This is a genomic window from Parvularcula sp. IMCC14364, assembly GCF_030758415.1.
Classification (GTDB): Bacteria; Pseudomonadota; Alphaproteobacteria; order Caulobacterales; family Parvularculaceae; genus Aquisalinus.
In genome coordinates this window covers 624210-648563 of sequence record NZ_CP132334.1, presented here as the reverse complement: position 1 = coordinate 648563, position 24354 = coordinate 624210, and the positions used below count along the sequence as shown (strand labels likewise).

Genomic DNA, 24354 nt, shown 5'->3' with positions numbered 1-24354 from the left:
AAAGCTTGATATGCACGAATTGCAAATCCGACCAAGTTTATTTAGGGTGTGGACTCAATTGATCCAGCATTTTGCTGCGAAGAGATATATCATGTTGATGAAGTTCCTTCGAGATTTCTCGAACCGTGTAGCCAGCCGTCTCATGTCTTTCATTTTGCAGAAGAACCGCTCGACAATATTACGCATGGCGTAAAGGCTGGTGTCATGCGGGACCGGATTGCGCGCATTGGACTTGGCGGGAATAACCGCCAACGCACCTTCATCGGCGATATCGCGCCTGATCTTCGCACTGCCATAGGCTTTGTCCAGGACCATCGCCAGAGGCGGCATCTCCCAGTCGAGGAAGACATTCATCACCTGGCTGTCATGAACATGGCCGCCAGTGACCTCAATGCGCAATGGCCTGCCATTTTCATCTACGGCCACGTGAACTTTGCTTGTGCGACCGCCCCGTGAGCGTCCAATATCTTCCGCCAGTTCCCCCTTTTTGAGCCACTCGCTGCGCGGTGAGCTTTGACAATCGAGGCGTCTATGAAGATCAGACTGTCCTCACATTCTTCAGCGAGCGCATCGAATATGCCCTTCCAGACGCCGCGCTCGCCCCACCTGTTATACCGATTGTAAGCAGTCGTGTACGGTCCATATCGTTCCGGCAAGTCCCGCCATGGCGCGCCTGTGCGCAAAATGTAAAAGATGCCGTTCAGGATCGTACGATCATCTTTGCGCTTCGGGCCGCGGCTAACCTTTGGCAACAACGGTTCAATCACCGCCCATTCTTCATCCGACAAATCAAACCGCGCCATTTAAGACTCCCTTTCGGAAATCCCTGAATCACGCTTTGCACAAACAAATCAATCAGTTAAATTGGGTACAGACCCTAGACGCTTGGGTTCGGTGGAATAAGTACAGTAATGAATTTGAACTGGATGAAATCTTTGACAGTAGCTTCTGTCACAAATGCCAAGAAATAGAAATAACTGAATGGCATAGTGAAAATCTCGTCACTGAGGAAATTGCCCTCACATCGATGTCTATTATGGACCTCACCAATGCAAAATTTTATGATAATAGAAAGAGACTTTACATATGGCTTAGTGCTGAGGCAGGTATTTGTGCTGCGAGAGAGAACGCCTTACTCACGGCTCCAGTCGCCAATAAGGCATGGGATATTGCAAAAAATTATGGCTTTAATGATTCATTCGATTTCGAATTTTTACCTATCTTCCTTACACTCCTAATGGACTTCTGTGAAGCTGGACCACCAAAAAACATGCATGATGAAGTATTACTTCTCATATCACGCTTATCTTTCAAGAGGTGGGAAAGTAACACCTAGGCTCAGGACCTATTAATCTTGTGATCTGATACGAACGGTGATTCAAGATTGCAAAGGAGGCTTTGCAATGAGCGATTTGATTTGGTTATCGAAAGAGCAGTTGTCACGGATTGAGCCGTATTTTCCTTTATCCCATGGTGTTCCGCGCGTTGACGACAGGCGTGTATTGTCCGGGATCATCTTCGTGATCCGCAACGGTTTGCGCTGGCGTGATGCGCCGAAGGAATATGGTCCGCACAAGACTTTATACAATCGCTTTATCCGCTGGAGCCGCTTGGGCGTTTTTGATCGCATCTTTTCGAACCTGTCTGCGCAAGGGGACGTTTCCGAAACGCTGATGATTGACGCCACGCATTTGAAAGCCCATCGCACCGCGTCCAGCCTTTTAAAAAAGGGGCTTTTCCCAGGCACATTGGACGCACAAAAGGCGGCTTGAACTCAAAACTTCACGCCGTTGTCGATAACATGGGACGCCCGCTGATCATGTGTCTGACGGCTGGACAGACAAGCGATCATATCGGCGCAAAGCTGATCTATCCGGCGCTGCCGGAGGGCGCGAAAACCCTGATCGGCGACAAGGGTTACGATAGCGATGAGTTTCGCAGTGCTCTCACCGCTAAAAACATTCAGCCCTACATCCCACCGCGAAAAGGACGGCGTCATCCAGCGGAGTTTTGCGAAACTCTCTATAAACAACGCCACAAAGTCGAGATCATGTTCGGAAGGCTAAAAGACTGGCGGCGCGTCGCCACCCGCTATGACCGCTGTGCTCACATATACTTCTCAAGCATCTGCATCGCAGCTACGATGATCTTCTGGATCAATCAATGAGTCCTAAGCCTAGCTTTGTCCAACTTACTCATCACGCACGGGCGACATTTCGACCCTAACGCTCGTGTTTATGAGCAATAAGATATGTCAGAAGAAATCTTTTCTCCCAACATGTACCATTGAGGTATTCAAAAGCTGATACAAATCTGACACTATATTAAAGATGGCTGAGGATAATGTAGGGCGCGTCTGGACTGATCAGCAAAACGATCTAATCGTTGCTGATTATTTTAACATGCGAGAGTTAGAATTAACGGGAGTGAGTTTTAATAAATCTGCATACAGACGAAATTTGAAATTACTAATTCAAAAATCTGATGGCGCTATCGAGTTCAAACATCAGAACATTAGCGCAGTTCTTTTTAAACTAGGCATGCAGTGGATCAAGGGGTATCGCCCTCGCCACAACTTTCAAACGTCTTTAATTGACGCAATCGAAAGATACCTCACCGCGCACAAGAATATATTTGAAATCACGCGTGAACCAGATTCTGGATTATCTGAAGTGCCTCAAATTTATATTGAGAGCCCCCCTCAATTCGTTCCTCGAGAGCGCAACGATGACGAAAGCATTATACGACTCGTCAGGAAATTTGACCCTGCAAAGAGAGATGCTCGAAATCGTAAACTGGGGCTATTAGGTGAGCAATATGCTTTGCTTATGGAGCGCCGGTCACTGAATGATAATGGCCGTTCCGATTTAGCTAACCGTGTAAGGTGGGTTTCCCAAGAGGATGGTGATGGTGCAGGTTACGATATTCGTTCATTCACACCCCAAGGCGACGATAGACTGATTGAAGTGAAGACAACAAATGGCCACAAACTAACACCGTTTTATCTGAGAGCCTGATCCAAAAGTATCTGGGTGATTTCAACGACTTATGATTCTCTTTGTTTGCTTAAGACACGGAGGATCAGATGAGTTGGAATGAAACCACCCGCACATATTATGACCGCAGTTTCCTGCGCTATGCAAGTGATCTGACGGACGACGAATGGGCTTTGATTGAACCTGAAATACCTCTTCCAAATCGGATGGGGCGTCCTCGCAAGTGGCCGATGCGGGAGATCATGAACGCCTTGTTGTATATCGCGTCTACTGGCTGCCAATGGCGCATGTTACCAAGGGATTTCCCGCCTTTTTCGACGGTTCAGAAATATTTTTATTGGTGGCGTGATGACAGATTGCTGGAAAAGATCAATCACCGCCTGCTGTTTGAATGCCGCGAAGCACACGGCAGAAGCCCACACCCCAGCGCAGGTGTGATCGATAGCCAGTCGGTTAAAACCACAGAAAGTGGCGGTATTACTGGCTTTGACGCGGGCAAAAATATAAAAGGCCGCAAGCGGCATATTCTGACGGATACGGAAGGCTTTCTGGTGACAGCACTTGTGCATGCCGCGGATGTACAGGATCGCGACGGCGCACCAGCGGTGTTGATGGAAGCGCGAGACAAATTTCCATGGCTTCGCCATATCTTTGCCGATGGTGGCTATACGGGAGATAAGCTAAAGCGCAAACTTAAAAAAGTCGGTCCATTCCGGATGGAAATCATCAAGCGATCCGATAAAATGAAAGGCTTTAAAGTCCTGCCCCGGCGATGGGTCGTAGAACGCACATTCGCATGGTTAGGGCGATCACGCCGTCTCGCCAAGGATTGGGAACGATGCTGGACCTCAGCTATCGCATGGCTATTCATGGCTCACATCCGTATCGCAACAAGACGACTGGCAAGAGCATGTTTCATATGAAAGACTTTTGATTCAGACTCTGAGCGAAAACGAAAGATGTTTCTCAGAAGAAGAAACCACACGATTCAAACTATTACGATTATATGATTTTTCATCCGGTCCGAAAGCATTCGAACTCACACCTCCGTTAGCAGAAGCGGTTGCTTTGAACCCGGTGAACTATCGCGCCGATTTCCAATAAACCTGTTCCGATCGACACTCACTTCATTACCGAAAAAACTTATGTGCCCCCTTGTGGCATGACCTATTATCCGATGCAGACCTGCTCATAAGAGGGTGAAGCAGATCGGCTACCAATCCGGTAGGTTGATGGCCGCCTGCCGGACGATGGTGACAAAACGAAGGTGACAAAACGAAAGTGACCGGGGCTGCCAGGGTCTTGTCTTGCCCATCATCCGGGTCTTTTGGGTCGCGGGAACACGGTTCTCTGCCCGTGGCGGTGATTTGCGCCTGTGCCCCGGGATGGTGTAGGACTTGTCTATAAAAAATACATCATGCAGGAGGATTGCAGGTATGGACGGATCAATCGCAACGTCACTCGACCATCTCCAGACGGTTTTTGACCGGCAGAAACAGGCTTTCTCCTTTGCCACCGTGCCGTCACTGAAAGAGCGCAAGGCCATGCTCAAGCGCCTTGAGACGCTGTTTGCCGGCCACAAGGATGAGCTGGTTGCAGCCATAGCGAAAGACTTTGGCAGCCGCTCGCCTATGGAAACGCTGAGCGCCGAAGTCGCCATGTCGGTCATCAACGCCCGCAGCATCCGCAAGAACCTTGACGACTGGGGCCGCAAGCGGCGTGTCTGGAACCATTCCTCGATCCCCGGCAAAACCTATGTGCGCTATGAACCAAAGGGCGTTGTCGGCGTTATCGCGCCGTGGAACTATCCGTTCCAGCTCGCAGCGATCCCCCTAACAACAGCGCTGGCTGCTGGCAACTCAGTCATGCTGAAGCCTTCAGAAATTACCCCCTACACGGCAGATTTCATGAAAGAAATGTTCGCCAAGGAGTTTGAGGAGACGCAGGTTGCCGTGCTGACCGGCGGGACGGAAGTGGGCGAAGCATTTTCCAGCCTGCCATTCGACCATCTGTTCTATACTGGCTCCACGCAGGTTGGCAGACTGGTCGCCATGGCCGCTGCCAAGAACCTGACGCCGGTGACGCTGGAGCTGGGCGGCAAATCTCCCACCATTCTGCTGGATGATGCGGATATCGAGAAATCCGCGCAGACCATCGCCATGGGCAAGTTCTATAATGCCGGGCAAACCTGCGTCGCGCCGGACTATCTGCTGGTCCCACAGGGTAAAGGCGACGCCTATGCCAGTGCAATCCTTGAAGCGGTGGGCAATTTCTATCCGGATATTGCCGGGAATGAGGATTATTCCGCCATCGTCTCTGACCGGCATTATGTGCGTATGACAGACATGATCGACGAAGCAGCGAAAAGCGGTGCGCAGGTGCGGCAAGCAGAAGCCGACGGGCAAAAAATGTCCGCAGGCAGAAAAGTGCCGCCGACTGTCATCCTCAATCCGTCAGCGGACTCAAAGGTCATGCAGGAAGAAATTTTCGGCCCGGTCCTGCCGATCATCGAGGTCGGCTCAACGGATGAAGCTATCGCCCATGTGACCGCGCGCGATCATCCGCTGGCACTTTATGCCTATTCAAGAGACGAGAAGGCAGCAGAAGCCGTGCTGGACAGGACGACATCCGGCGGTGCCTGCATCAACGGTACGCTGATGCATGTTTCTGTCGATGACATCCCTTTTGGCGGGGTCGGCAAGTCCGGCTATGGTGCCTATCATGGCGAGCGCGGCTTCCGTGAATTTTCCCATGAGCGCAGTGTGCTGGTGATGCCCAAATGGCTGCCCCCAAAACTGCTGACACCACCTTATACGAACTTCTTCAAGAATATGGTGAACAAGCAGATCGGCAAGTAATTTCATTGCTGGATTGCGCTTAGTCAGGTCAGGCTTTTTTGTCGCCGCTATCCTGAGGGGGGCCAGCCTGACTGGACGCTCCCTCATCATCCGTTTCTTCAGTCGCACGCGGGTCCATCTCGAATACGCCGGGGGACGTGCGTGGCACAGCCACATAGTCTTCTTTCTGTTCGGCGCTCGCCCCTGCCCGCTGCGTCATCCGGTAGATGCCAAAGACAATAACAATAAGGTACACGGAGAAACTAAAATAAAATAGCGCTGCAGGACCGAGGAATGTCATCACCTGCGAGCCGATATTCGGCCCAATGACCGCCCCGACGCCATACAGCATCAGCAACCCGCCATTGACGCTCACAAATTCCTCCGCTTCGGCAAAATCATTCGCGTGGGCAATACCAAGACCAAATAGCGGCATGTGAAAAAACCCGAAACAGCCACCCGCCAGCACCAGAAGACCAAGGGTCATGCTGCTGCTGATCGACACAAACAGGGCAGAAAGAGCCGCAAGCATTGCCACCACAATGATAACAATTCGTCGGTCAAACTTGTCAGAGATCCAGCCTATCGGCCATTGCGCGATCGCTCCCCCGAAAATCATGGCGCTCATAACCGGCGCGACGGCTGAAATATCATAGCCGATATCCTGCACAAATACCGGTGCCAAAGACCAGAATGAACTTCCGGAAAGGCCCACACAGAAAATTCCCACCGCTGCCAGTGGCGAAACCCGAAACAGCTTCGGCAGATCAAGCCGCGCAGATTTTATCGGCATTGGCTGGCTGGCCGCCGTGAGCGCAACCGGCACCAGCGAGAGCGAGATGAGAATCGATACCACCGCGAAGAGAACAAATCCGGCTGGGTCCGCAATGTTCAACATGAACTGCCCGGCCGTGACCGCGCTGAAATCAGCAATACGGTACACGGAAAGAACCTGCCCGCGATTTTCATTAGTCGCCTTCTCGTTCAGCCAACTCTCAATAATCATGTGAAGGGCCGCGAAACAGAACCCCGCAATGAACCGCATGACGAGCCAGAATATCGGCTCGACAAACAGGACATGCATGAGTGTCGCAGCAGACGCGACAGACGCAAAAGCCGTAAAAGCCCGTACGTGACCTGATCGACGGATGAACTGCGGGGCATATCTGCAGCCCAATGCGAAGCCACCGAAATAAGCCGACATCATCAAGCCAATTGCCCAGAGGGGGAAGCCCTCGACATAGGCCCGCACGGACAGAAGCGTTGACTGCAAGCCATTTGCGCCAAGCAGAATAGCCGCCGCCACCAGAAGGGCGAACACAGAGATAATGGCTTGCCGCATATCTAAAAGCTCTCTTGCCGGAAAAAAAATGCAGACCGCGCGACAGGTCTGCACACACTGACACGTTTTAAGAACAGATCGACGGGAAATGCAATTGCCTGTTCGGTTCAGAGCTGGGGGTCAGCTTTTGATAGAAAGGATTGAACAATGAAGTTTACATTTCTCAGTATAGCCATGATTACCGCAACACTGGCTGCCTGCACAACACCAGCAAGCGCAGCAAGTCGCGCGCAGGGCCAATGGGTCCTTGACGCGGCGCGATGCCCCGACCTTGTCGAAGACAGGCGGGACAGGCGAGAATCACGCCGGGATGAAGCGTTTGACAGGAATCGCCGTGACGTTATCAAGGACAGGCTGGATCGCCGGGAAAGCCGCCGCGATGAAATGGTGACCAGATGCCCGGCCTCCGCCTGGGTCTGGCAAGGGCCTGCCTGGCGCAACTGCGTTCACCCTGCCCGCCCGGCCAGCGTCCGGGTGTATTATAAATCAAAATCACGCAGTTATTATCGGTATGGAAATCAAAACAGGCGCGTTGTCGTGATCAAACTCTGACAACGCCCAACATTGCCCCTGCCAGTTGCCACCCTTTTGGACCTCCCCTGGCAGGGGCAAGCACACGTGCTCAAACCGGCAGGGCCGTGGTGTATTTTATTTCTTCCATGGAAAAACTGGAACTGACATCGCCCAGCGGCGCTATACGGATCAGTTTTTTATAGACGCGGTCATAATCTTCAATATCCCGGACATGCATCTTCAAAACATAATCAAGTTCACCGCTTAGCCGATGAAATTCCACGACTTCGGGTATCTCGCTGATCCCGGTCGAGAAGGTTTCCAGCCATTTATCGTCATGCTGGCTGGTCCGCACGAAAACAAAGGCTGTGACTGGCAAGCCGACAGCCTTTCTGTCAACCAGAGAGACCTGAGACACGATGATGCCAGCTTGCTGCAACCGCCTGATTCGGCGCCAGCAGGCATTATGGGAAAGGCCAACCCTGTCCCCCAGCTCCACAACCCCAACAGCAGAATCAACCTGCAACGATTGAAGGATTTTTCGATCCAATTCATCAAATTTTTCCATACTATATGATTAGCACGATAATTTTTCACAGGAAATACTATTTCCAGACCCATTATCGTGAAACATTCACGCATTAGATTATCTAATATGTAAGGGAGATTTCATTATCGAACATGGAGACACAGGGCATGATCAAGAAGGTCTTTCTGGAGCACCCCAAGACGGTTAACGAAAGCTACACAGAGCATCTTGGTAATGCATCCCGCTTCGGTTTTTCCATGATATTTGCCGGTTTTGCCTGCGTCATTCACGGGCTGATTCCCTGCCTGTTCAAAAACACAGGCAGTAAGATGATCTCTGAACTGCATCATGACATGGTGACACACAGAACTGCCGCGAAAAAAACTGCTGAGAAGAGTTTTCAACACTCTTAAGCATTGAATTTATTCCCCTTTTTTAAGCCTGCGACACAAACATGCGACGCAGCCCGAAGTGTTGCAGTGATGTGACAGTAATTTGACACGCGCTGTCATATAAGCGCGGGCAAATTCAATAATAAACGGGACGGAAATCGTCGGGCGTCAACGCACAGGCAATTTTATCAACACTGGGGTACCTTAACTCATGAAAAAATCCAATCTGAACCAAATCACACGTGCCAGTTTGCTGACCACAGCGAGCGTAGCTGCACTGGGTCTGACTGCGGCCCATGCGCAAGTGGGCGATCGTGATACAATTATCGTGACAGCGCAAAAGCGGGCTGAAAACATCAAGGATGTGCCGGTTTCTGTCGGCACCGTTGGCGGAGAGGAACTGGACGTTCTGCAATCTGCCGGCGTAGATGTGCGCTTCCTGTCTGCGCGCGTGCCTAGCCTGCAAATCGAATCGTCTTTCGGCCGCACGTTCCCACGCTTTTATATCCGTGGCCTGGGCAATACAGACTTTGACCTGAATGCCTCTCAACCGGTTTCATTCGTTTATGACGACATCGTTCTGGAAAACCCTGTCCTGAAAGGCTTGCCGCTGTTTGATATTGAACAGGTTGAGGTCCTTCGCGGGCCACAAGGCACCCTCTTCGGCCGCAATACACCAGCTGGTGTTGTGAAGGTCGCTTCTGCGAAGCCTACAGACGAATTTGAGGCCTATGCCAGCGCTTCCTGGGCACGCTTCAATACCGTTGGTACAGAGGCAATGATCAACGGCCCACTCAATGACCAATGGTCTCTGCGTTTGTCCGGTACTTATCTCCATCGTGACGACTGGGTCGACAATCTGGCCGATGGTCCTGAAGATGAACTTGGCGGTTATGATGATTTTGGCTGGCGCGCTCAGTTGCTCTACGATAATGAAGGACCACTGACAGCCCTGTTTAATGTACATGGCTGGGGCTCTGATGGCACGGCTCGCCTGTTCCGGGCCAATATTATTCAACCTGGTACAGACAATATCCAGCCTGCTTTCAATCGTGATGAAGTCTTCTATGACGGTGTAAACAAGCAAAAAGTGCGCGGTTACGGCGCGACCATGACGCTTGACTATGACCTTGGTAATCACACTCTCACCTCAATCACAGGCTGGAAAGACGTCGAAGTCTTCTCCCGCGGCGATATTGATGGTGGTTTCGGCGCTTCCTTCATCGGCAATGATGTGCCTTCTCCAATCCCGTTCACGGCTGAAAGTGCTGATGGGCTTCCTGAGCATGAGCAAATCACCCAGGAGATCCGTCTGACATCCAATGATCTGGGTGCTGTTGATTACATGGTGGGCTTCTTCTATTTCGATGAGAGCTTTGAAATTGACAGCTTCAACTTTGACTCACTGGCTCCGGGCAATCCGCAAAACGGTTACGCCTTCCAAAGCCAGGATACGCAAGCCTGGGCGCTCTTTGGCAACGTGAATTACGAAGCAACTGAAAAGCTGACCCTGCAGGCTGGTCTGCGGTATTCTAATGACGAGAAAGACTTCTCGGCAGAGCGTGTACAGTCACCACTGGCATTTCTTGGCGTACCAAATGTTGCTCAACCGGCTGACCGGTCCAGCGACGATGACTTTGTAAGCTGGGATGTCAGCGCAACATATGCCGTCAATGATGACACAAGCGTGTTTGGCCGTGTTGCAACTGGCCACCGTGCACCTGCGTTCCAGGGTCGCCTGTTGTTTGGCGATGTGATCACTGAAGCTGAAACAGAAGAGATCATCTCCTATGAAGCTGGCGTGAAAGGTGATTTCGCCGAAGGTCGCGGTTCATACAGCCTGACGGGTTTCGCGTATGAAATTTCTGACCAGCAACTGACTGCTGTTGGTGGTGGTGCAAACTTCAACCAGTTGGTCAATGCTGACACGACGAACGGTTACGGCTTCGAACTTGAAACCCGCTACGCGGCTTCTGAGAACGCAGCCTTTACAGCCGGTCTCAGCTACAACAACACAGAGATTGACGATCCAGACCTGTTCATCCAGCCATGCGATGGCGGCTGTACCGTACTTGATCCTGCACAGGTGGACTCAACAGGCGCGCCAACCGGCCTTGTTTCTATTGATGGAAATGATCTGCCACATGCGCCAGAGATCATTGCCAACGCTACAGCGCGTTTCTCACAGCCTCTGCCAAATGGTGGGCAAACATTTGTCTTTACCGATGTAGTCTACGAGAGCGACAAGAACTTCTTCCTCTATGAGAGTGCAGAATTCCAGAGCGATGATCTGCTGGAAGTTGGCGTGCGTATTGGCTATGTCAGCCCGGATGGAGATATGGAAGTTGCGGCCTTCGGTCGCAACATATTCAACGATGAGTCACTACGCGGCGGCATCGACTTCAATAACCTGACCGGCTTTGTGAACGAGCCTCCGGTCTTCGGTTTTGAAATCAAGAAAAGCTATAATTAATCCATAGCGATCAGGTATAATCTGGAAAGCCCGGACATTGTGTCCGGGCTTTTTTATTGTACCGTATGCGCATGGTTGAGCGGGCCGTTGCCTGCCCCGTAACCAGGTGCGCGCCTGATCGCTTCCTGCGTATAGTCGATCGCAAGACGGCTCGCATCGCAAAGCCTCTTACCTTGCGCCAGACCTGTTGCAAGCGCTGAAGCAAGTGTGCAGCCAGTGCCATGGGTATGCCGCGTTTCCCTGCGGGGGTTGGCGAAAATCTCGACTTTGTCAGCAGTATACAGTGCATCCCTGATTTCTGCGCTATCGCCGTGACCATCCTTCAGCAGGACAGCTCCGGCCCCTTTTTCCATAAGGAATTGTGCGGCAGCATTCCTAGATGTATCGTCAGTTATCTCAATACCTGACAGCAAAGCCGCCTCCGGCAGGTTTGGTGTGACGACGGCGGACAATGGCAAGAGCTGCGAGGTGATATATTCTGCTACATCATTACCAGACAGCGTGTCACCGCTGGTTGCCACCAGCACCGGGTCAAGAACAACCGGGATATCCGGCACAGTCAGCAGCACCTCATGAATAACTCTGGCAACGTCTACAGAACCGATCATGCCGAGTTTGATAACATCAGCACCAATATCCTGCAGACAGGCTTCCGCCTGAGCCTTGATGACAGAAGCCGGGATCGGGTGAACATCTGTAACGCCTGTTGTGTTCTGTACCGTGACAGCTGTGATTGCCGTCATCGCATACCCGCCAAGGGCAGTGACCGTCTTGATATCAGCCTGAATGCCCGCGCCGCCTGAAGGATCAGAGCCCGCGATAATGAGTATGCGCCCTTTCATTACTCGGCAGGCAGCTTTTTGGAGGCACGATAATACCAGCCCATCATTAGCATCCCAATCATTAGTTCTGCTACTCTTGGCAAAAGAGTGAAATTCCAACCTGTGGCTTGATAGGAGTCTGAAAATGTCGCTGAATGGTCACCCATCATATCACTCAGCGCCACGATAACTCCTGGCAATAAAACCGTGAGAGCCACAACACCCTTGATTGTAAGGTAAAGGCCTATGAGGAAAGAACCGCTGAGTATGATCGTGCGCGCCGTGAGATCACCAGTCCTTATGTCAATATCTTGCACGCCCGACGTCAATAAACTCGCCAATGATGGAGCAATAGCCCACAGCAAGATCGTCAGAAGAAAATTTAAGGCTGCATACACATAGTAGGATGATGAGAGATCCTCTGAAGGCCAATAGGCAATGCCCATAAATGCTTGTATGCCTATCACCAGCACATTCAAAGCGACTAAACGTATGCCGATGACTGCCAGCCCTTTGAGCATACCTCTGCCTCTTTCCTGTTACGTTACCGCTTCAAGTTCACGAACAATGTCACCAACAACCCGCTTGACCAGAGCTTCATCTTCGCCTTCCGCCATGACGCGGATCACCGGCTCAGTACCGGATTTGCGGATCACGACGCGGCCCTTTCCATTAAAGGCGGCCTCGCCTTCCTTGATCGCTGTCTGCACAGTCTCTTCCGCCAGCGGATCACCTGCTCCATAACGCACATTCTGCAACAGACTTGGATATGGTTTGAAACGATGGCAGACATCACTGGTTGGCTTGTTGCCTTCTGCCAGCACTGCCAGAATTTGCAATGCTGTTCCAAGCCCATCGCCGGTCTGGGCATAATCACTCAATATAACGTGCCCGGAAGGCTCGCCGCCGATATTCATGCCTTTCGCGCGCATGGCCTCAACCACATATCGATCACCCACCTTTGTACGGATCAATTCCAGCTTTCGCTCCGTCAGGAATTGTTCAAATCCCATATTGGCCATGATCGTTGAGACGACCCCTGCCCCGCGCAAACGCCCTTCGACTTGCCAGGTCTCTGCGATTGTCGCCATGATCTGGTCGCCATCAATCAGGCGACCTTTTTCGTCGGAAATCGCTACGCGATCTGCGTCACCGTCCAACGCGATGCCGATATCCGCCCGATATTCCAGCACAGCTTCAGTCATGTTTTTGGGTGCCGTAGAACCAACAGCCCGGTTGATATTGAAGCCGCTTGGTTCGACGCCAATCGTTTTCACGTCTGCACCCAGTTCCCACAATACTGTCGGGGCCACTTTGTAGGCAGCGCCGTTGGCACAATCGAGAACAATCCGCATACCCTCAAGAGACAAGCCCCGCGGGAATGTGGATTTTGCAAACTCTATGTAGCGCGCGCCTGCATCTTCAATGCGTTTGGCACGGCCAAGGTCACCAGCTGGGGCGAGACCTACATCCGGTCCGTCAGCCATCAGGCGTTCGATCTCAAGCTCCACCATATCAGACAGTTTGTACCCGTCTGGCCCGAAAAACTTTATGCCATTATCATGGAACGGATTATGCGACGCGGAAATCATGACCCCGAGATCAGCCCGCAATGACCTGGTCAGCATGGCCATGGCAGGCGTCGGCAACGGCCCTAGCAGGAAAACATCCATGCCCGCGGAGGTGAAGCCGGCGGTCAGGGCTGGCTCAATCATATAACCTGAAAGCCGTGTATCCTTGCCGATCACTACCCGATGGCGATGGTCGCCCCGGCGGAAAACCCGGCCTGCTGCCATGCCAAGGCGCAATATATTCGCTGGTGTCATGGCACCTGTGTTAGCCATGCCGCGCACGCCATCCGTGCCAAATATTTCCCGCTCGGTCTTGCTGTTGTCATCACCGCGCATCGTCATTCTCCTGAGCTATCATCTTCTGCTCTCGTTCTGGTATTATCCCTTAGCCTAGCACAACAGGGACAGCTAACAGTTAACACTTTTCATTGCCGAATATGTGGCAAGCGCCTGCCGGGTTTCTGCTACATCGTGAACACGAAAAATTTCAGCCCCCTGTGAGACACCAGTCAACGCGGCAGCTATGGATCCGCCGAGGCGTCGGCCAGCAGGCGCATTCTTGTCTATCATACCGATAAAGCTTTTACGTGACGCCCCCAGCAGAACCGGGCAGCCCAAATCTTTCATCTCCGACAGTCCGCCCAGAATGGCAAGATTGTGCTCAAGTGTTTTCCCGAAACCAATACCCGGGTCAATGATGATGCGCTCTCTGGGCAGGCCGTTCTCCTCGCAAAAGTGGATACGCCGGGCAAGCCAGAGCTTTATATCCTGCACAACATCCGTATAGCGTGGATTATCCTGCATGGTTTCGGGTGTACCCTGGGCGTGCATCAGGACAACGGGTACTTTCAGTTTTCTGGCCACGCCAAGGCTGCGCTCACTGAAGCCAAGGGCAGAAACGTCGTTCCACATCCCGGCACCTGCCTCCATGGCAGCCTGTGCGATTTCAGGTCGTCTTGTGTCGATAGAGATTATTTTTGTGGTTTGCGCCGCAAGTTTTTCGATCACGGGAATGACTCTGGCATATTCTTCGGCCAGCGGAACTGTTTCAGCGCCGGGCCGCGTGGACTCTCCGCCAATATCAAGGATATCCGCCCCATCATCAGCAAGGCGTAATGCGTGGGCTATGGCTGAATCGACCGTCGCATGTTGTCCGCCATCGGAGAAACTGTCCGGCGTGACATTGACGATCCCCATGATCCTGTAGGTCATTGCTTACCTGTTCTGTCAGCTACGTTGCGAGACAGACAGCACATTATCATCCGGATCCCGAAACCACGCGATGCGTGCCTTGCCATCAGGTGTCGTCCAGATGCCATCCGCATCATGGTCTATGCCGTCAAACCGGGTAAATTCAACGCCCTTGGCGGCCAGCGCTTTCATGGTGGCTGCGATATCCTGAACGTGCCAGTCCAGCACCGTCCACGGGAATGGCGTGAAGCCGGCTACCTTGGATAACCGAAGTTCTGCGCCTTCCAGGTCGAAGACAAGTCCATACGGGTTATCCTCTGTCATGGTCAGGCCCAGTGTATCCCGGTAGAAAACCCTTGCCTCATCCGCTTTGGCGGTGGCCAGAAAAACAGATACGCGCGATGAGGCAAGAAGGGTCATCCTGGATCATGCTCCTTGCGGTTCAGCGTCAGGTGCATCACCTGTCGGAGCGCCAGCCGTAGGCACTGAGGACGGCGGATCGGAAGGTGTTTCATCCAGGTCTTCGCGGATAATTTTTTCGCCGTTGAGGAGTTTCTGGATTTCTTCACCTGTCAGCGTTTCATACTCCAGAAGGCCTTCTGCCAACCGTTCCCATTCCTCGCGACGCTCGGTCATGATTTTTTTGGCGGTGTTGAAGCCCTCATCCACAAGTCGTTTGATCTCGAGATCAATCTTGCGGGCGGTTTCCTCAGAAACATTCTGGGTGCGGGACACAGAATGGCCCAAGAACACTTCATCCTGGTTATCACCATAGGCGACAAAGCCAAGCTCGTCGGAATAGCCCCACTGGGTAATCATCCGGCGCGCCAGTTTTGTCGCCTGCTCAATGTCCGAGGATGCCCCCGAGGTTACCTGATCCTTGCCGAATTTCAGTTCTTCTGCGACCCGGCCCCCCATCATGATGGCAAGACGTGACGTCATCTGCACATAATTCATGGAGTATTTGTCCTGCTCAGGCAGCTGCATGACCAGCCCCAACGCCCGCCCCCGGGGAATGATCGTCGCTTTGTGAACGGGATCAGCTTCCGGCACGGTCAACGCGACAATCGCATGGCCAGCTTCGTGGAAGGCTGTGTTGCGTTTTTCTTTTTCATCCATCACCATGGAGCGGCGCTCTGCGCCCATGAGGATTTTATCTTTCGCGTCCTCAAATTCCTGATTGGTGACGAGGCGTTTATTGCGCCGGGCAGCCAGAAGGGCTGCTTCATTGACCAGATTGGCAAGATCAGCACCGGAAAAACCGGGCGTGCCCCGTGCAATGGTGCGGATATTCACGTCCGGGCCTAGCGGCACTTTCTTGATGTGAACGGCAAGAATTTTTTCGCGCCCGACCAGATCCGGGTTGGGGACAACGACCTGACGATCAAAACGGCCTGGACGCAGCAAGGCGGGATCAAGAACATCCGGACGGTTGGTGGCCGCAATCAGGATAATCCCTTCATTGGCTTCAAATCCGTCCATTTCGACCAGAAGCTGGTTCAACGTCTGCTCTCGCTCATCATTGCCGCCTCCAAGACCGGCGCCACGTGAGCGACCAACCGCATCAATCTCGTCGATGAAGATGATACATGGGGCATTTTTTTTCGCCTGCTCGAACATGTCCCGGACACGCGAGGCACCAACGCCGACGAACATTTCAACAAAATCCGAACCGGAAATGGTAAAAAACGGCACGTTTGCTTCGCCTGCAATCGCACGCGCCAGAAGGGTTTTACCCGTACCTGGCGGGCCAACCAGCAGCGCCCCTTTGGGAATTTTACCGCCAAGACGCTGAAAGCGCATCGGGTCTTTCAGGTAATCAACGATTTCCTCAAGTTCTTCCTTGGCCTCATCAATACCGGCCACATCATCAAACGTGATCCGGCCATGACGCTCGGTCAGCAGTTTCGCGCGGGACTTGCCAAAACCCATGGCCTTGCCGCTGCCCCCCTGCATTTGACGCATGGCAAAGAAAATGATCCCGAGGAGAATGATGAATGGCAGAAGCTGGAAGATGACTGCCAGCATCAACGGCAGCTCTTCTTCCGGCTTGATCGTGGTCTCAACGCCATTTTCGGCAAGACGATCAGCGACGTTGCTTTCCAGCGGCACATTAACGACAAAGGTCGAGCCATTCTGCAATGTGCCTGTTACACGGTCACCATCAATAACGGCTTCACTTACTTCTTGATTGTCGATCATCCCGACAAATTCAGAATAGTTCAGCTGCCGGGTGTTCGTGTTCGTGCCGGATGAGCTGATATACTGCACCATCAGCAACAACATGATGAGCATGACACCCCAGAGAAGCCAGTTACGTCCGTTCATGAAAAAATCCTGTTCTGCGCGCCGCCGGTTATCCTGACAGGGAAAGATTACAGTAGTCTTGCCCGCCTTCCTTAAAAACGTACGACCTGACGCTTAAGCCGTTCTTTTATAAGCAAGTTCATATCTAGGGTAGTTGTCTGCCCGTTCCAAGGTGCGTGCGCAGGGTGCAGCATGTTTTTTACGTAAGCGGGCACAGCAATAATCTCACCGTCCAAACTCAGTGCCGGCATGGTGCTGGCCAGAAGGCGCAGCTGCTCTGGCCCCTGCGCACTGTCACCAAGCGGCACAAGCCTGGCGCTGCCGGTCAGGTCAGTATTTTCCGGCATGGTCACAATCAGGCGATTGTCCCAGAGGATTTTTTTTTCGCGCACACTCCTCTGATAAATTGCAACACCCGGCTGATCCCGGCGGCCGAGCAAGGCGGCTGGTTCGCGCATGACATACAGGTTTTCACCAACCTGTCGGATCAGGGCACCGCCGCAGGTGGTGGCAGCAACCCTTTGGACAGCATCAACAGCTTGCGCAACGCTGCTTTGTGAGGGCTCATAATCGCCTGCGCCGGCAGCATATACGAGCCGGGCCAGCAGGATTTTTTTTTCGGCATTTTCCAGAGCCTTGAAAGCAGAAGCTGTAAGACACAGAGCGCCGCTGCCATGCACATAACATCCTGTCTTGCGCATCACTGCGGACAGGTGATGCGCCTGCTGCTCAGCCGTGACGCGCATTTTTTCAGCCAGATGCACCAGCATTTTTTTTTCAAGAAGATGCTGCGCATCGATGGCGGCCAGAAAAGCCCGGCGGCGCACACGCTCAAAGGCGCCGTCTTCATTCGACGGGTCGTCAGAAAATGGCAGGCTTTGTGCCTTCGCCGTGGCGCGCAGGCGGGACCGGGGCAGGTCAAGCAGCGGCCTGACCAGCAACATGCTCGCCCCTGCTCCGGCAGCAACAGGTGTTGCCTTGTCCATGCCGCGCAGACCCGCTGGGCCGCTTGCGCGGGCAAGGCGTGCGAAAACCGTCTCTGCCTGATCATCAAGGTTATGCGCCGTGCATAATGTTTTGACCTGCTCTGTTTCGCAGGCGCGGATGAGCAACTTGTAGCGGTTGCGCCGGGCAGCATCCTGAAGACCGCTGACCGGTTTTTTGCCTTCCCAGATAAGTGTTTGATGGCGAATATTTTTTTCTCGGCACCAGGTCGCAACGATACCTGCTTCGCGTGCAGACCCCTCGCGCAAGCCATGATCAACCGTGAGTGCGAGAATGTTCGATGCCGGCATCAAACAGGTCAACAACCAAAGCAACGCCATGGAATCAGCGCCGCCAGAAACCGCAACTGCAACCCTGTCTGTTGATGAAATGACCGGACGCAGGTGCTCTTCAGCCTCCTGCGCCGAAACCGGCTGATGCTCTAGCAACCGGCAGAGCCACGCTCAACCGCCAGACGCTGGCGTATTGCCGGGGCCGCATTCGGATATTTCGATGATGTCACATCAAATATCCGGCAGGCTTCCTCTGTTTTGCCAAGACGAGAATAAGCCGTGCCCAGCTTGAGATAGCTTTCCGGTGCACGCGCATCACCCGGCCAGGTGCGCACATGATTGAGGAAAGCTCTCGCCGCATCGAGATTTGCCCCTGTTGCGAGAAAAATTTCGCCGAGACGGAATTGCGCATCCGGCGCGCGCGGGTCTTCAGGGTACGTATCGAGAAATGCCTGAAACTTGCATTCTGCCTGACCATAGTCACCATTGAGCAGTGAATCGAAGGCCTGATCATAAGTGCTGTTTGCATCGCCAACAGGGAAACCAGCACAAGCTGATGCGCGCGCAGAAGACTCTGCGGATGGCGCGCCTGAGACGGCACCTGTGGTGGAGAGGTCAGTTGGGCCGCCAGAGATACCTGAGTCAGCGCGGCCGGTAGATTGATCTCTATATTGATCGTTCAGGCTATAGGTATTGTCGTCATATACCTCACCATAGACCTCACCGCCCAGGGGATTGGAGACAGGTGCCGAGGCACCCGGAGACGACAGTGCCGCTGTCAGTGTATCCAGACGGCGGGAGTTCTGCTCTATCTGATAGGCAACCTGCTCAATGCGCCCGGTCAGGTTCTGCAGCTCACGTTCAAGCTGGCCGACGCGCGTGGACATATTGCCTGTGTACGAATTATCCGCTGTATAATCCTGATAGATCGAGTCAGGTGACGCATAGGCAGTCTGCTCGACCGAGTAGACAACGCCCTGCAGGTCCTGGATGGCACTTTCCAGCCGACTGATCCGGTCAGCCGTGTCACGATCATTACCATATTGGGCAAATGCCGGACCAGCCATGGTCAACGCGACTGTCATAGCCAGGGCAGTCTTGAACTTCTTGGATAAAGACATCTGATACTTCCTCTATTCGCCTTTATTGTCCGGGATTTACCATAATCTCGCAAGGCTTTGCGTTAAATTCAGGGCAGAATTGAACATGCTTTTGGGCTCGGCCTGCCGCACGGCAAAAAAAATGCGCTGGTTTGTGTCCCAGCGCATTCTGATTATTCGACATTCAGACCCTGAAATCAGGAACCGGAATTTGTTGTCACGAGCAATGTCGTTGCGTTCCGGTTCTTGGACCAGGCTGCCTCGTTAGAGCGCGGATCAATCGGACGCTCCTTGCCGTAGGAAATTGTTGAGACGCGGGCCGGATCAACACCCTGAGACGCAAGGAATGCCTTGGCTGCATTGGCGCGACGGGCACCAAGCGCAAGGTTGTATTCACGGGTGCCGCGCTCATCGCAATTCCCGGCCAGACGGATGCGCGCATCCGGATATTCTTTCAGCCATGCTGCCTGACGGCGCAGAACAGCTTCTGCCTGAGTTGTCAGCGTGTACTGGTCGTAATCGAAATAGACCATGTTACCGGCATTCTCCTTGAGATCCTCAAGAGAGCCAGGCACAGGGCCTTGTGGTTTCGGCGCTGCCGCCTGACGAGGGGCGATCGGTTTGTCTGCCGCCACCGGTGTCGTTGTGTTAGACGCACACGCTGCGAGTGCAGATAACGCTGCGACCATGCCTGCCTTGATCAAGATTTTCTTCGCTTGCATATTACTTAAGCTCCATTTGCCATTTACCCAGGCGGAAAGGTGCTCCCCTTCATGCCCCAAACTCATGATCCGCTCCCCGTTATGCCGACCACTATTTGGTAGGCTACTCCCAGAAAACGCATCTTTCAACATTCCAGTGAAATTTGTTGCCAAATCTTTGCCGGAAATTCACAAAATCCTATCGTATCCGCCGTCTTTACGGCAACATTGGTGACCAGGCGGGGTCCGATGCGTCCCCCGGCGTTGGTACTTTTCGTAAATTCTGTCCTGTCAGGTCGATAGACCAGAGCGACACAGGCCCACCGGGACGCGTTTCACGGAAAAACATGATGACACGCCCATTGGGAGACCAGGTTGGCCCCTCGTCCAGATAGGACTCTGTCAACAGACGCTCGCCTGTGCCATCAGGCCGGATCACGCCAATATAGAACTTGCCGCGATACTGGCGCGTGAACGCAATCAGATCGCCACGCGGGCTCCAGACCGGCGTGCCGTAACGGCCATCACCAAACGTGATCCGCCTCTGATTGGTGCCGTCCGTGTTCATCACGTAAATCTGCTCCGAGCCACCCCGATCTGAGGCGAATGTAATCTGCCGGCCCTCCGGTGACATGGAGGGCGATGTATCAATCGCCGGGTTGGTGGTCAGCAGGCGTTGCTGGCGGGTGCGCAGATCCATCATGGCAATATCGGAATTGCCATTGATCTCCACACTCATCAGGACATTCTGCCCATCCGGCGTAAAGCGCGGTGCAAAGGTCATACCACGGAAGCTGCCGATCTCTTCCTGTTCGCCAGTGGCAATGTTGAACAGGTAAACCTGCGCCGGGCGATCATCAAACAGGGCCAGATAGGTGATCTGCTGCTGGGTTGGCGAGAAGCGCGGCGTCAATACATCATAATCAAGACCATCGGTAAGGGGCACTGGATTGGCCCCGTCCTGATCCATGATCATCAGGCGCTTGGTGCGATCCACCTTGGGTCCGGACTCGGCGATATAGACCACGCGCGTATCGAAATATCCGTCTTCGCCCGTGACCGTCTTGTAGACAAAATCGGAAACCTTGTGCGCGGCACGACGCCAGTTGTCTGCCGGTGTCTTGAACGCGATTGAGGCAAGTTGTTCGCTGCCATAAATATCCCAGAGGCGCGTGTTGACCTGAATGCGGCCATCATCAAGCGGGATCACCTCCCCGGCAACCAGCACCTGCGCATTGATGAGGCGCCAGTCAGCGAAACGCGGGCGCTCGTGAATGGAACCAAGATTCTGAACATAGGCACGCTGATCAATCGGTGCGAAAAGGCCAGAGCGCTCAAGATTGCTGATGACCACCTGTGTCAGGTTGCGGCTCAGGGCCTCTGATGTTGATCCGGCGGACAGATAGTCAGGAATGGCAACTGGCATCGGCTCCGAGACACCCCGGGTGATGTCTATTTCGACACGTGCCATTGCCGCACTGAACACACTTGCGCCAAAAGCAAGCCCAACAGCCAGTATCTTCAACACGCGCATCGTCATCCTCATTTCACAGCCTTTATTTTCGTATTTTGCCACATTCTCGTATCTGTGCGTGGGGTACGCCCACAGCAAGGCAAAATCATGACACTCTCTAGTCGTTTTTGCAAAGCAGGACCACTTACAATCCTGCCATTTCTGACGGGTTGAAATTCAGGATAATTTCTCGCCATGCTTCATATTTGTTCTCGGGCAGGAAGTCATAAGGGGCGCATTCGCGTACGGCTGTAATCGCCGCCCGCTCTGCCACCCGCCAGAACGGATTTCCCGAAATAGCAATCTGGGTCTGGTTCAGGACCTGCGGATTGCCCACCAGCGTCCCGTCCCGGTTCAACACAAATTCGACCCGCACCACCAGCTTTTCCGGCTCTGGCGCGCCGATGAATGACTGGGTGTTCCAGCAGCGCGATTCAATGTGGGCCTTGATGCGATCATACTCTGTTGCCGTTAATTGCTGACCGAGGCCAATCCTGTCCTGATTGCGTTCTCCGGGAACGGCATTGGGTACCTCGCGCGGATCCGCGCCGGGCTGATCTGGTGTCAGGTCTTTCAGCGCTTCTTCCAGAAAATCGAGGTCAAGATTATCCGGTTCCGGCTCTTGTTGCGGTTCCGGTTGGACAGGTTCCGGTTCAGGTGCTGGCTCTGGCTCAACAGGCTCAGGCTCCGGTTCAGGGGCTTCCTCAACTGGCTGCTCTTCCGGCTCAGGCAAAGGCGGCACCGGGTCTTCAGGTTCACTGACAGGCTCAGGCTCTGGTTCTGGCTCGACAGGTACTGGCACCGGGGCCTCTTCAGGTTCAGGCTCGGGGTCCTGTTCAGGCGCCGGTTGCGCAACTGTTTCGGGCACGGAGGTTTCTTCAGCTATCTCCGCCTCGTTCAGTATCTGGACAGGAATAATGACTTCCACCAACGGATTGTCACGAAAATCCGGCAGCGAAAGATAGGCGAGCATGAACGCGCCTACATGCAGCAATACGGAAGAGACAATCGCGAAACGCATGGGCCCCTCAAACGGCTCCTTTAATCGGTGACAAGCGCCAGTTTGTTGAAGCCGGCAGCATTGATACGCCCAAAGACTTTTGCCACATCATCATAAGTGGCCCCCTTGTCCCCCCGGATGTAAATCCGCTGCTCGTATCCGGCCTCCGCCACAGCCTGCAAATGAGGCACGAGATTGTCATAGGCAATTTCGGTTTCCTGAACGAAAATAGTTCCGTCAGATGTGATGGAGACAGACAATGGCTCAACAATTTCACTGATTTCACGGGCGTCCGTATCCGGAAGGTCCACCTCAACGCCTGCTGTCAACAAGGGGGCGGCAACCATGAAGATGATCAGGAGCACCAGCATCACGTCCACCATGGGCGTGACATTGATCTCTGCCAGAGGCCGGTTTCGCCCGCGCACACCGCGCCCGCCACCATTGAGCTGCATGGCCATTACTTCGCCCTCTCATCAAGCTGCCGTGACAGGATGGCGGAAAACTCGTCCGCAAACCCCTGCAGGCGCACGGCATAGGAATTGATCGCCCCGGAATAGCGATTGTATCCGATCACGGCCGGGATCGCGGCCACCAGACCAAGGGCTGTCGCAAAAAGCGCTTCGGCAATGCCGGGCGCGACCGCCACCAGGCTGGTATCCCCCTGAATGGCGATGGCCTGAAAGGAATTCATGATCCCCCATACCGTCCCGAACAGGCCAATGAACACGGCAGAAGAAGCGATTGTGGCCAGCACGCCCATCTGGCTCTCGGTCTTTTCAAGTTCCCGGTTGATGGTGACATTCATCACTTTATCAATCCGGTCACGGGCACTGACCACCAGGCCGGTATTGCTCATGCCTTTTGTGCGGTCCCATTCTGCCATGGCGACGGAGAAGACCTTGGCCATCGGATGATCGGACCGGTCCTTCATCTTCATATATAACTCATCGAGTGGCTTGCCTGACCAGAACAGGTCTTCGAACTTGCCGGCCTTCTTTTTGAGCCGGGAAAGCGTGAATGACTTGTCGATCATGATCGCCCAGGACCAGACCGAGGCGATGGCGAGGATGATCATCACCCCCTTCACGATGATATCTGCCTGCATGAACATGCCAAGCACACTGAAATCAGCGCCCAGATGGCCATTGATTGTTGTTTCTACATTCTCGATCTGCATGGAGCGAAACCCCTCACCTGCTGTTTTTTCCCAAAATTAACCATAACCGCCCGGCGCAGGAATGACCATTGCCGGAAAGCCGCAATTCTCCAGTTTTTTTCAGCCAGCACGAAAATGACCGGCGTTCCGTTTTTCCACACTAGCCGGATTTGTGGCAGGAAACAGGCGAAATGGCCCGCATAACCGGGATTTAATCGCCGTTCCTGCTGATCTGCGCATGATGATAGTCCACAACCTGTTGCGGCAGGCGGGCGGGCCGCCCCTCCAGCGTGATACAGGCGATTAACACCTCGGCTGTTGCCAGCAGCGCGTCGCCATTATGTATTTCCTGACTGAACACCATGCGCGCGCCTCTCGCTTCCGTCACAACGGAGGTGACGGTCAGGAGATCATCTATCCGGGCGGGCCTCAGATATTCAACCGTCAGGCGGCGTGCAGCGAATGCCAATGGCGGCGTCATCTCCAGAAGGTCTGCATGTCCAAGACCGGTCTGGCGAAAGGCTTCCGTGCGTCCCCGCTCAAAGAATTTCAGATAGTTGGCATGGTAGACGATGCCTGACATGTCCGTATCTTCGTAATAGATGCGGATCTCGATCTGGTGCTGATTCATT

At 53.4% G+C, this 24354-nt stretch carries 24 protein-coding genes and 1 pseudogene; 8 read left to right on the top strand and 17 right to left on the bottom strand.

All coding sequences use genetic code 11. The annotated features are described in order from the left end of the window. Positions 1 to 57 precede the first annotated feature (57 nt). Positions 58 to 776, bottom strand: a pseudogene (locus RAL90_RS03170) (IS5 family transposase); the annotation flags it as partial. A 62-nt stretch (positions 777 to 838) separates the two neighbouring features. On the opposite strand from RAL90_RS03170, the gene RAL90_RS03165 reads away from it, so the two are divergent. From RAL90_RS03165 to RAL90_RS03145, 5 genes are all read left to right on the top strand, one after another. Further along, positions 839 to 1336, top strand: coding sequence for a hypothetical protein (locus RAL90_RS03165; RefSeq protein WP_306253081.1), 498 nt, complete (start codon positions 839 to 841; stop codon positions 1334 to 1336). Between the two features lie 67 nt (positions 1337 to 1403). Continuing rightward, positions 1404 to 2167, top strand: a protein-coding gene (locus tag RAL90_RS03160) for an IS5 family transposase (protein WP_306253080.1) whose coding sequence is annotated in 2 segments (ribosomal slippage) — positions 1404 to 1737 and positions 1737 to 2167 — 765 coding nt in all. Because the reading frame shifts where the segments join, the coding sequence is not laid out codon by codon here. Positions 2168 to 2330: 163 nt separating this feature from the next. Then, positions 2331 to 3017, top strand: coding sequence for a DUF3883 domain-containing protein (locus tag RAL90_RS03155; protein WP_306253079.1), 687 nt, complete (start codon positions 2331 to 2333; stop codon positions 3015 to 3017). A 68-nt stretch (positions 3018 to 3085) separates the two neighbouring features. Then, the gene (locus tag RAL90_RS03150) at positions 3086 to 3919 is read left to right on the top strand and encodes an IS5 family transposase (RefSeq protein WP_306253078.1); all 834 of its coding nucleotides are present in this window, start codon (positions 3086 to 3088) and stop codon (positions 3917 to 3919) included. Positions 3920 to 4432: 513 nt separating this feature from the next. Next, positions 4433 to 5854, top strand: a complete 1422-nt coding sequence (locus RAL90_RS03145) for a coniferyl aldehyde dehydrogenase (RefSeq protein ID WP_306253077.1) — start codon at positions 4433 to 4435, stop codon at positions 5852 to 5854. 28 nt (positions 5855 to 5882) lie between these two features. On the opposite strand, the gene RAL90_RS03140 is transcribed toward RAL90_RS03145, so the two are convergent. Next, the gene (locus RAL90_RS03140) at positions 5883 to 7175 is read right to left on the bottom strand and encodes an MFS transporter (protein ID WP_306253076.1); all 1293 of its coding nucleotides are present in this window, start codon (positions 7173 to 7175) and stop codon (positions 5883 to 5885) included. Between the two features lie 147 nt (positions 7176 to 7322). Between RAL90_RS03140 and RAL90_RS03135 the strand changes: the two genes are divergently transcribed. Further along, a complete protein-coding gene (locus RAL90_RS03135) occupies positions 7323 to 7727 on the top strand; it encodes a hypothetical protein (RefSeq protein ID WP_306253075.1) in 405 nt (134 codons plus the stop codon). Positions 7728 to 7797: 70 nt separating this feature from the next. Here RAL90_RS03135 and RAL90_RS03130 read toward each other — a convergent pair whose 3' ends face one another. Then, on the bottom strand, positions 7798 to 8256 hold the full coding sequence (locus RAL90_RS03130) for an Lrp/AsnC family transcriptional regulator (protein WP_306253074.1): 459 nt from the start codon (positions 8254 to 8256) through the stop codon (positions 7798 to 7800). 128 nt (positions 8257 to 8384) lie between these two features. Here RAL90_RS03130 and RAL90_RS03125 point away from each other — a divergent pair, with 128 nt between their 5' ends. Together RAL90_RS03125 and RAL90_RS03120 are read left to right on the top strand one after the other, a co-directional pair. Continuing rightward, entirely contained in the window at positions 8385 to 8630 is a 246-nt protein-coding gene (locus RAL90_RS03125; protein ID WP_306253073.1) for a DUF6356 family protein, read from the top strand. Positions 8631 to 8820: 190 nt separating this feature from the next. Continuing rightward, positions 8821 to 11082, top strand: a complete 2262-nt coding sequence (locus RAL90_RS03120; RefSeq protein WP_306253072.1) for a TonB-dependent receptor — start codon at positions 8821 to 8823, stop codon at positions 11080 to 11082. 53 nt (positions 11083 to 11135) lie between these two features. On the opposite strand, the gene thiD is transcribed toward RAL90_RS03120, so the two are convergent. The 14 genes from thiD to ybgC all read right to left on the bottom strand — a co-directional run bounded on the left by thiD (position 11136) and on the right by ybgC (position 24353). Next, entirely contained in the window at positions 11136 to 11924 is a 789-nt protein-coding gene (thiD, locus tag RAL90_RS03115; protein WP_306253071.1) for a bifunctional hydroxymethylpyrimidine kinase/phosphomethylpyrimidine kinase, read from the bottom strand. Further along, entirely contained in the window at positions 11924 to 12424 is a 501-nt protein-coding gene (locus RAL90_RS03110) for a hypothetical protein (RefSeq protein ID WP_306253070.1), read from the bottom strand. Before RAL90_RS03110 ends, thiD begins: the two co-directional genes overlap by 1 nt. An 18-nt stretch (positions 12425 to 12442) precedes the next feature. Then, positions 12443 to 13810 (bottom strand): phosphoglucosamine mutase, encoded by a 1368-nt coding sequence (gene glmM, locus RAL90_RS03105; RefSeq protein ID WP_306253069.1) that lies wholly within the window; start codon positions 13808 to 13810, stop codon positions 12443 to 12445. Positions 13811 to 13882: 72 nt separating this feature from the next. Beyond that, entirely contained in the window at positions 13883 to 14686 is an 804-nt protein-coding gene (gene folP, locus RAL90_RS03100; protein WP_306253068.1) for a dihydropteroate synthase, read from the bottom strand. 15 nt (positions 14687 to 14701) lie between these two features. Then, the gene (locus tag RAL90_RS03095) at positions 14702 to 15085 is read right to left on the bottom strand and encodes a VOC family protein (RefSeq protein WP_306253067.1); all 384 of its coding nucleotides are present in this window, start codon (positions 15083 to 15085) and stop codon (positions 14702 to 14704) included. A gap of 6 nt (positions 15086 to 15091) precedes the next feature. Continuing rightward, positions 15092 to 16993 (bottom strand): ATP-dependent zinc metalloprotease FtsH, encoded by a 1902-nt coding sequence (ftsH, locus tag RAL90_RS03090; protein ID WP_306253066.1) that lies wholly within the window; start codon positions 16991 to 16993, stop codon positions 15092 to 15094. A 71-nt stretch (positions 16994 to 17064) separates the two neighbouring features. Beyond that, the gene (gene tilS, locus RAL90_RS03085) at positions 17065 to 18405 is read right to left on the bottom strand and encodes a tRNA lysidine(34) synthetase TilS (RefSeq protein WP_306253065.1); all 1341 of its coding nucleotides are present in this window, start codon (positions 18403 to 18405) and stop codon (positions 17065 to 17067) included. Beyond that, positions 18399 to 19370 carry a tol-pal system protein YbgF gene (ybgF, locus tag RAL90_RS03080; RefSeq protein ID WP_306253064.1) on the bottom strand — a complete coding sequence of 324 codons (972 nt, stop codon included), beginning with the start codon at positions 19368 to 19370 and terminating at the stop codon, positions 18399 to 18401. The genes tilS and ybgF overlap by 7 nt, the downstream gene beginning before the upstream one ends. Before the next feature lie 176 nt (positions 19371 to 19546). Continuing rightward, positions 19547 to 20137, bottom strand: coding sequence for a peptidoglycan-associated lipoprotein Pal (pal, locus tag RAL90_RS03075; protein WP_306253063.1), 591 nt, complete (start codon positions 20135 to 20137; stop codon positions 19547 to 19549). 130 nt (positions 20138 to 20267) lie between these two features. Beyond that, a complete protein-coding gene (gene tolB, locus RAL90_RS03070) occupies positions 20268 to 21596 on the bottom strand; it encodes a Tol-Pal system beta propeller repeat protein TolB (protein WP_372340399.1) in 1329 nt (442 codons plus the stop codon). A 112-nt stretch (positions 21597 to 21708) separates the two neighbouring features. Next, positions 21709 to 22584 carry a cell envelope integrity protein TolA gene (locus RAL90_RS03065; RefSeq protein ID WP_306253061.1) on the bottom strand — a complete coding sequence of 292 codons (876 nt, stop codon included), beginning with the start codon at positions 22582 to 22584 and terminating at the stop codon, positions 21709 to 21711. Between the two features lie 20 nt (positions 22585 to 22604). Further along, positions 22605 to 23024, bottom strand: a complete 420-nt coding sequence (locus RAL90_RS03060) for an ExbD/TolR family protein (RefSeq protein ID WP_372340398.1) — start codon at positions 23022 to 23024, stop codon at positions 22605 to 22607. Beyond that, a complete protein-coding gene (tolQ, locus tag RAL90_RS03055; protein WP_306253060.1) occupies positions 23024 to 23743 on the bottom strand; it encodes a protein TolQ in 720 nt (239 codons plus the stop codon). Before tolQ ends, RAL90_RS03060 begins: the two co-directional genes overlap by 1 nt. Before the next feature lie 190 nt (positions 23744 to 23933). Next, a complete protein-coding gene (ybgC, locus tag RAL90_RS03050; RefSeq protein WP_306253059.1) occupies positions 23934 to 24353 on the bottom strand; it encodes a tol-pal system-associated acyl-CoA thioesterase in 420 nt (139 codons plus the stop codon). Position 24354: the final 1 nt, after the last annotated feature.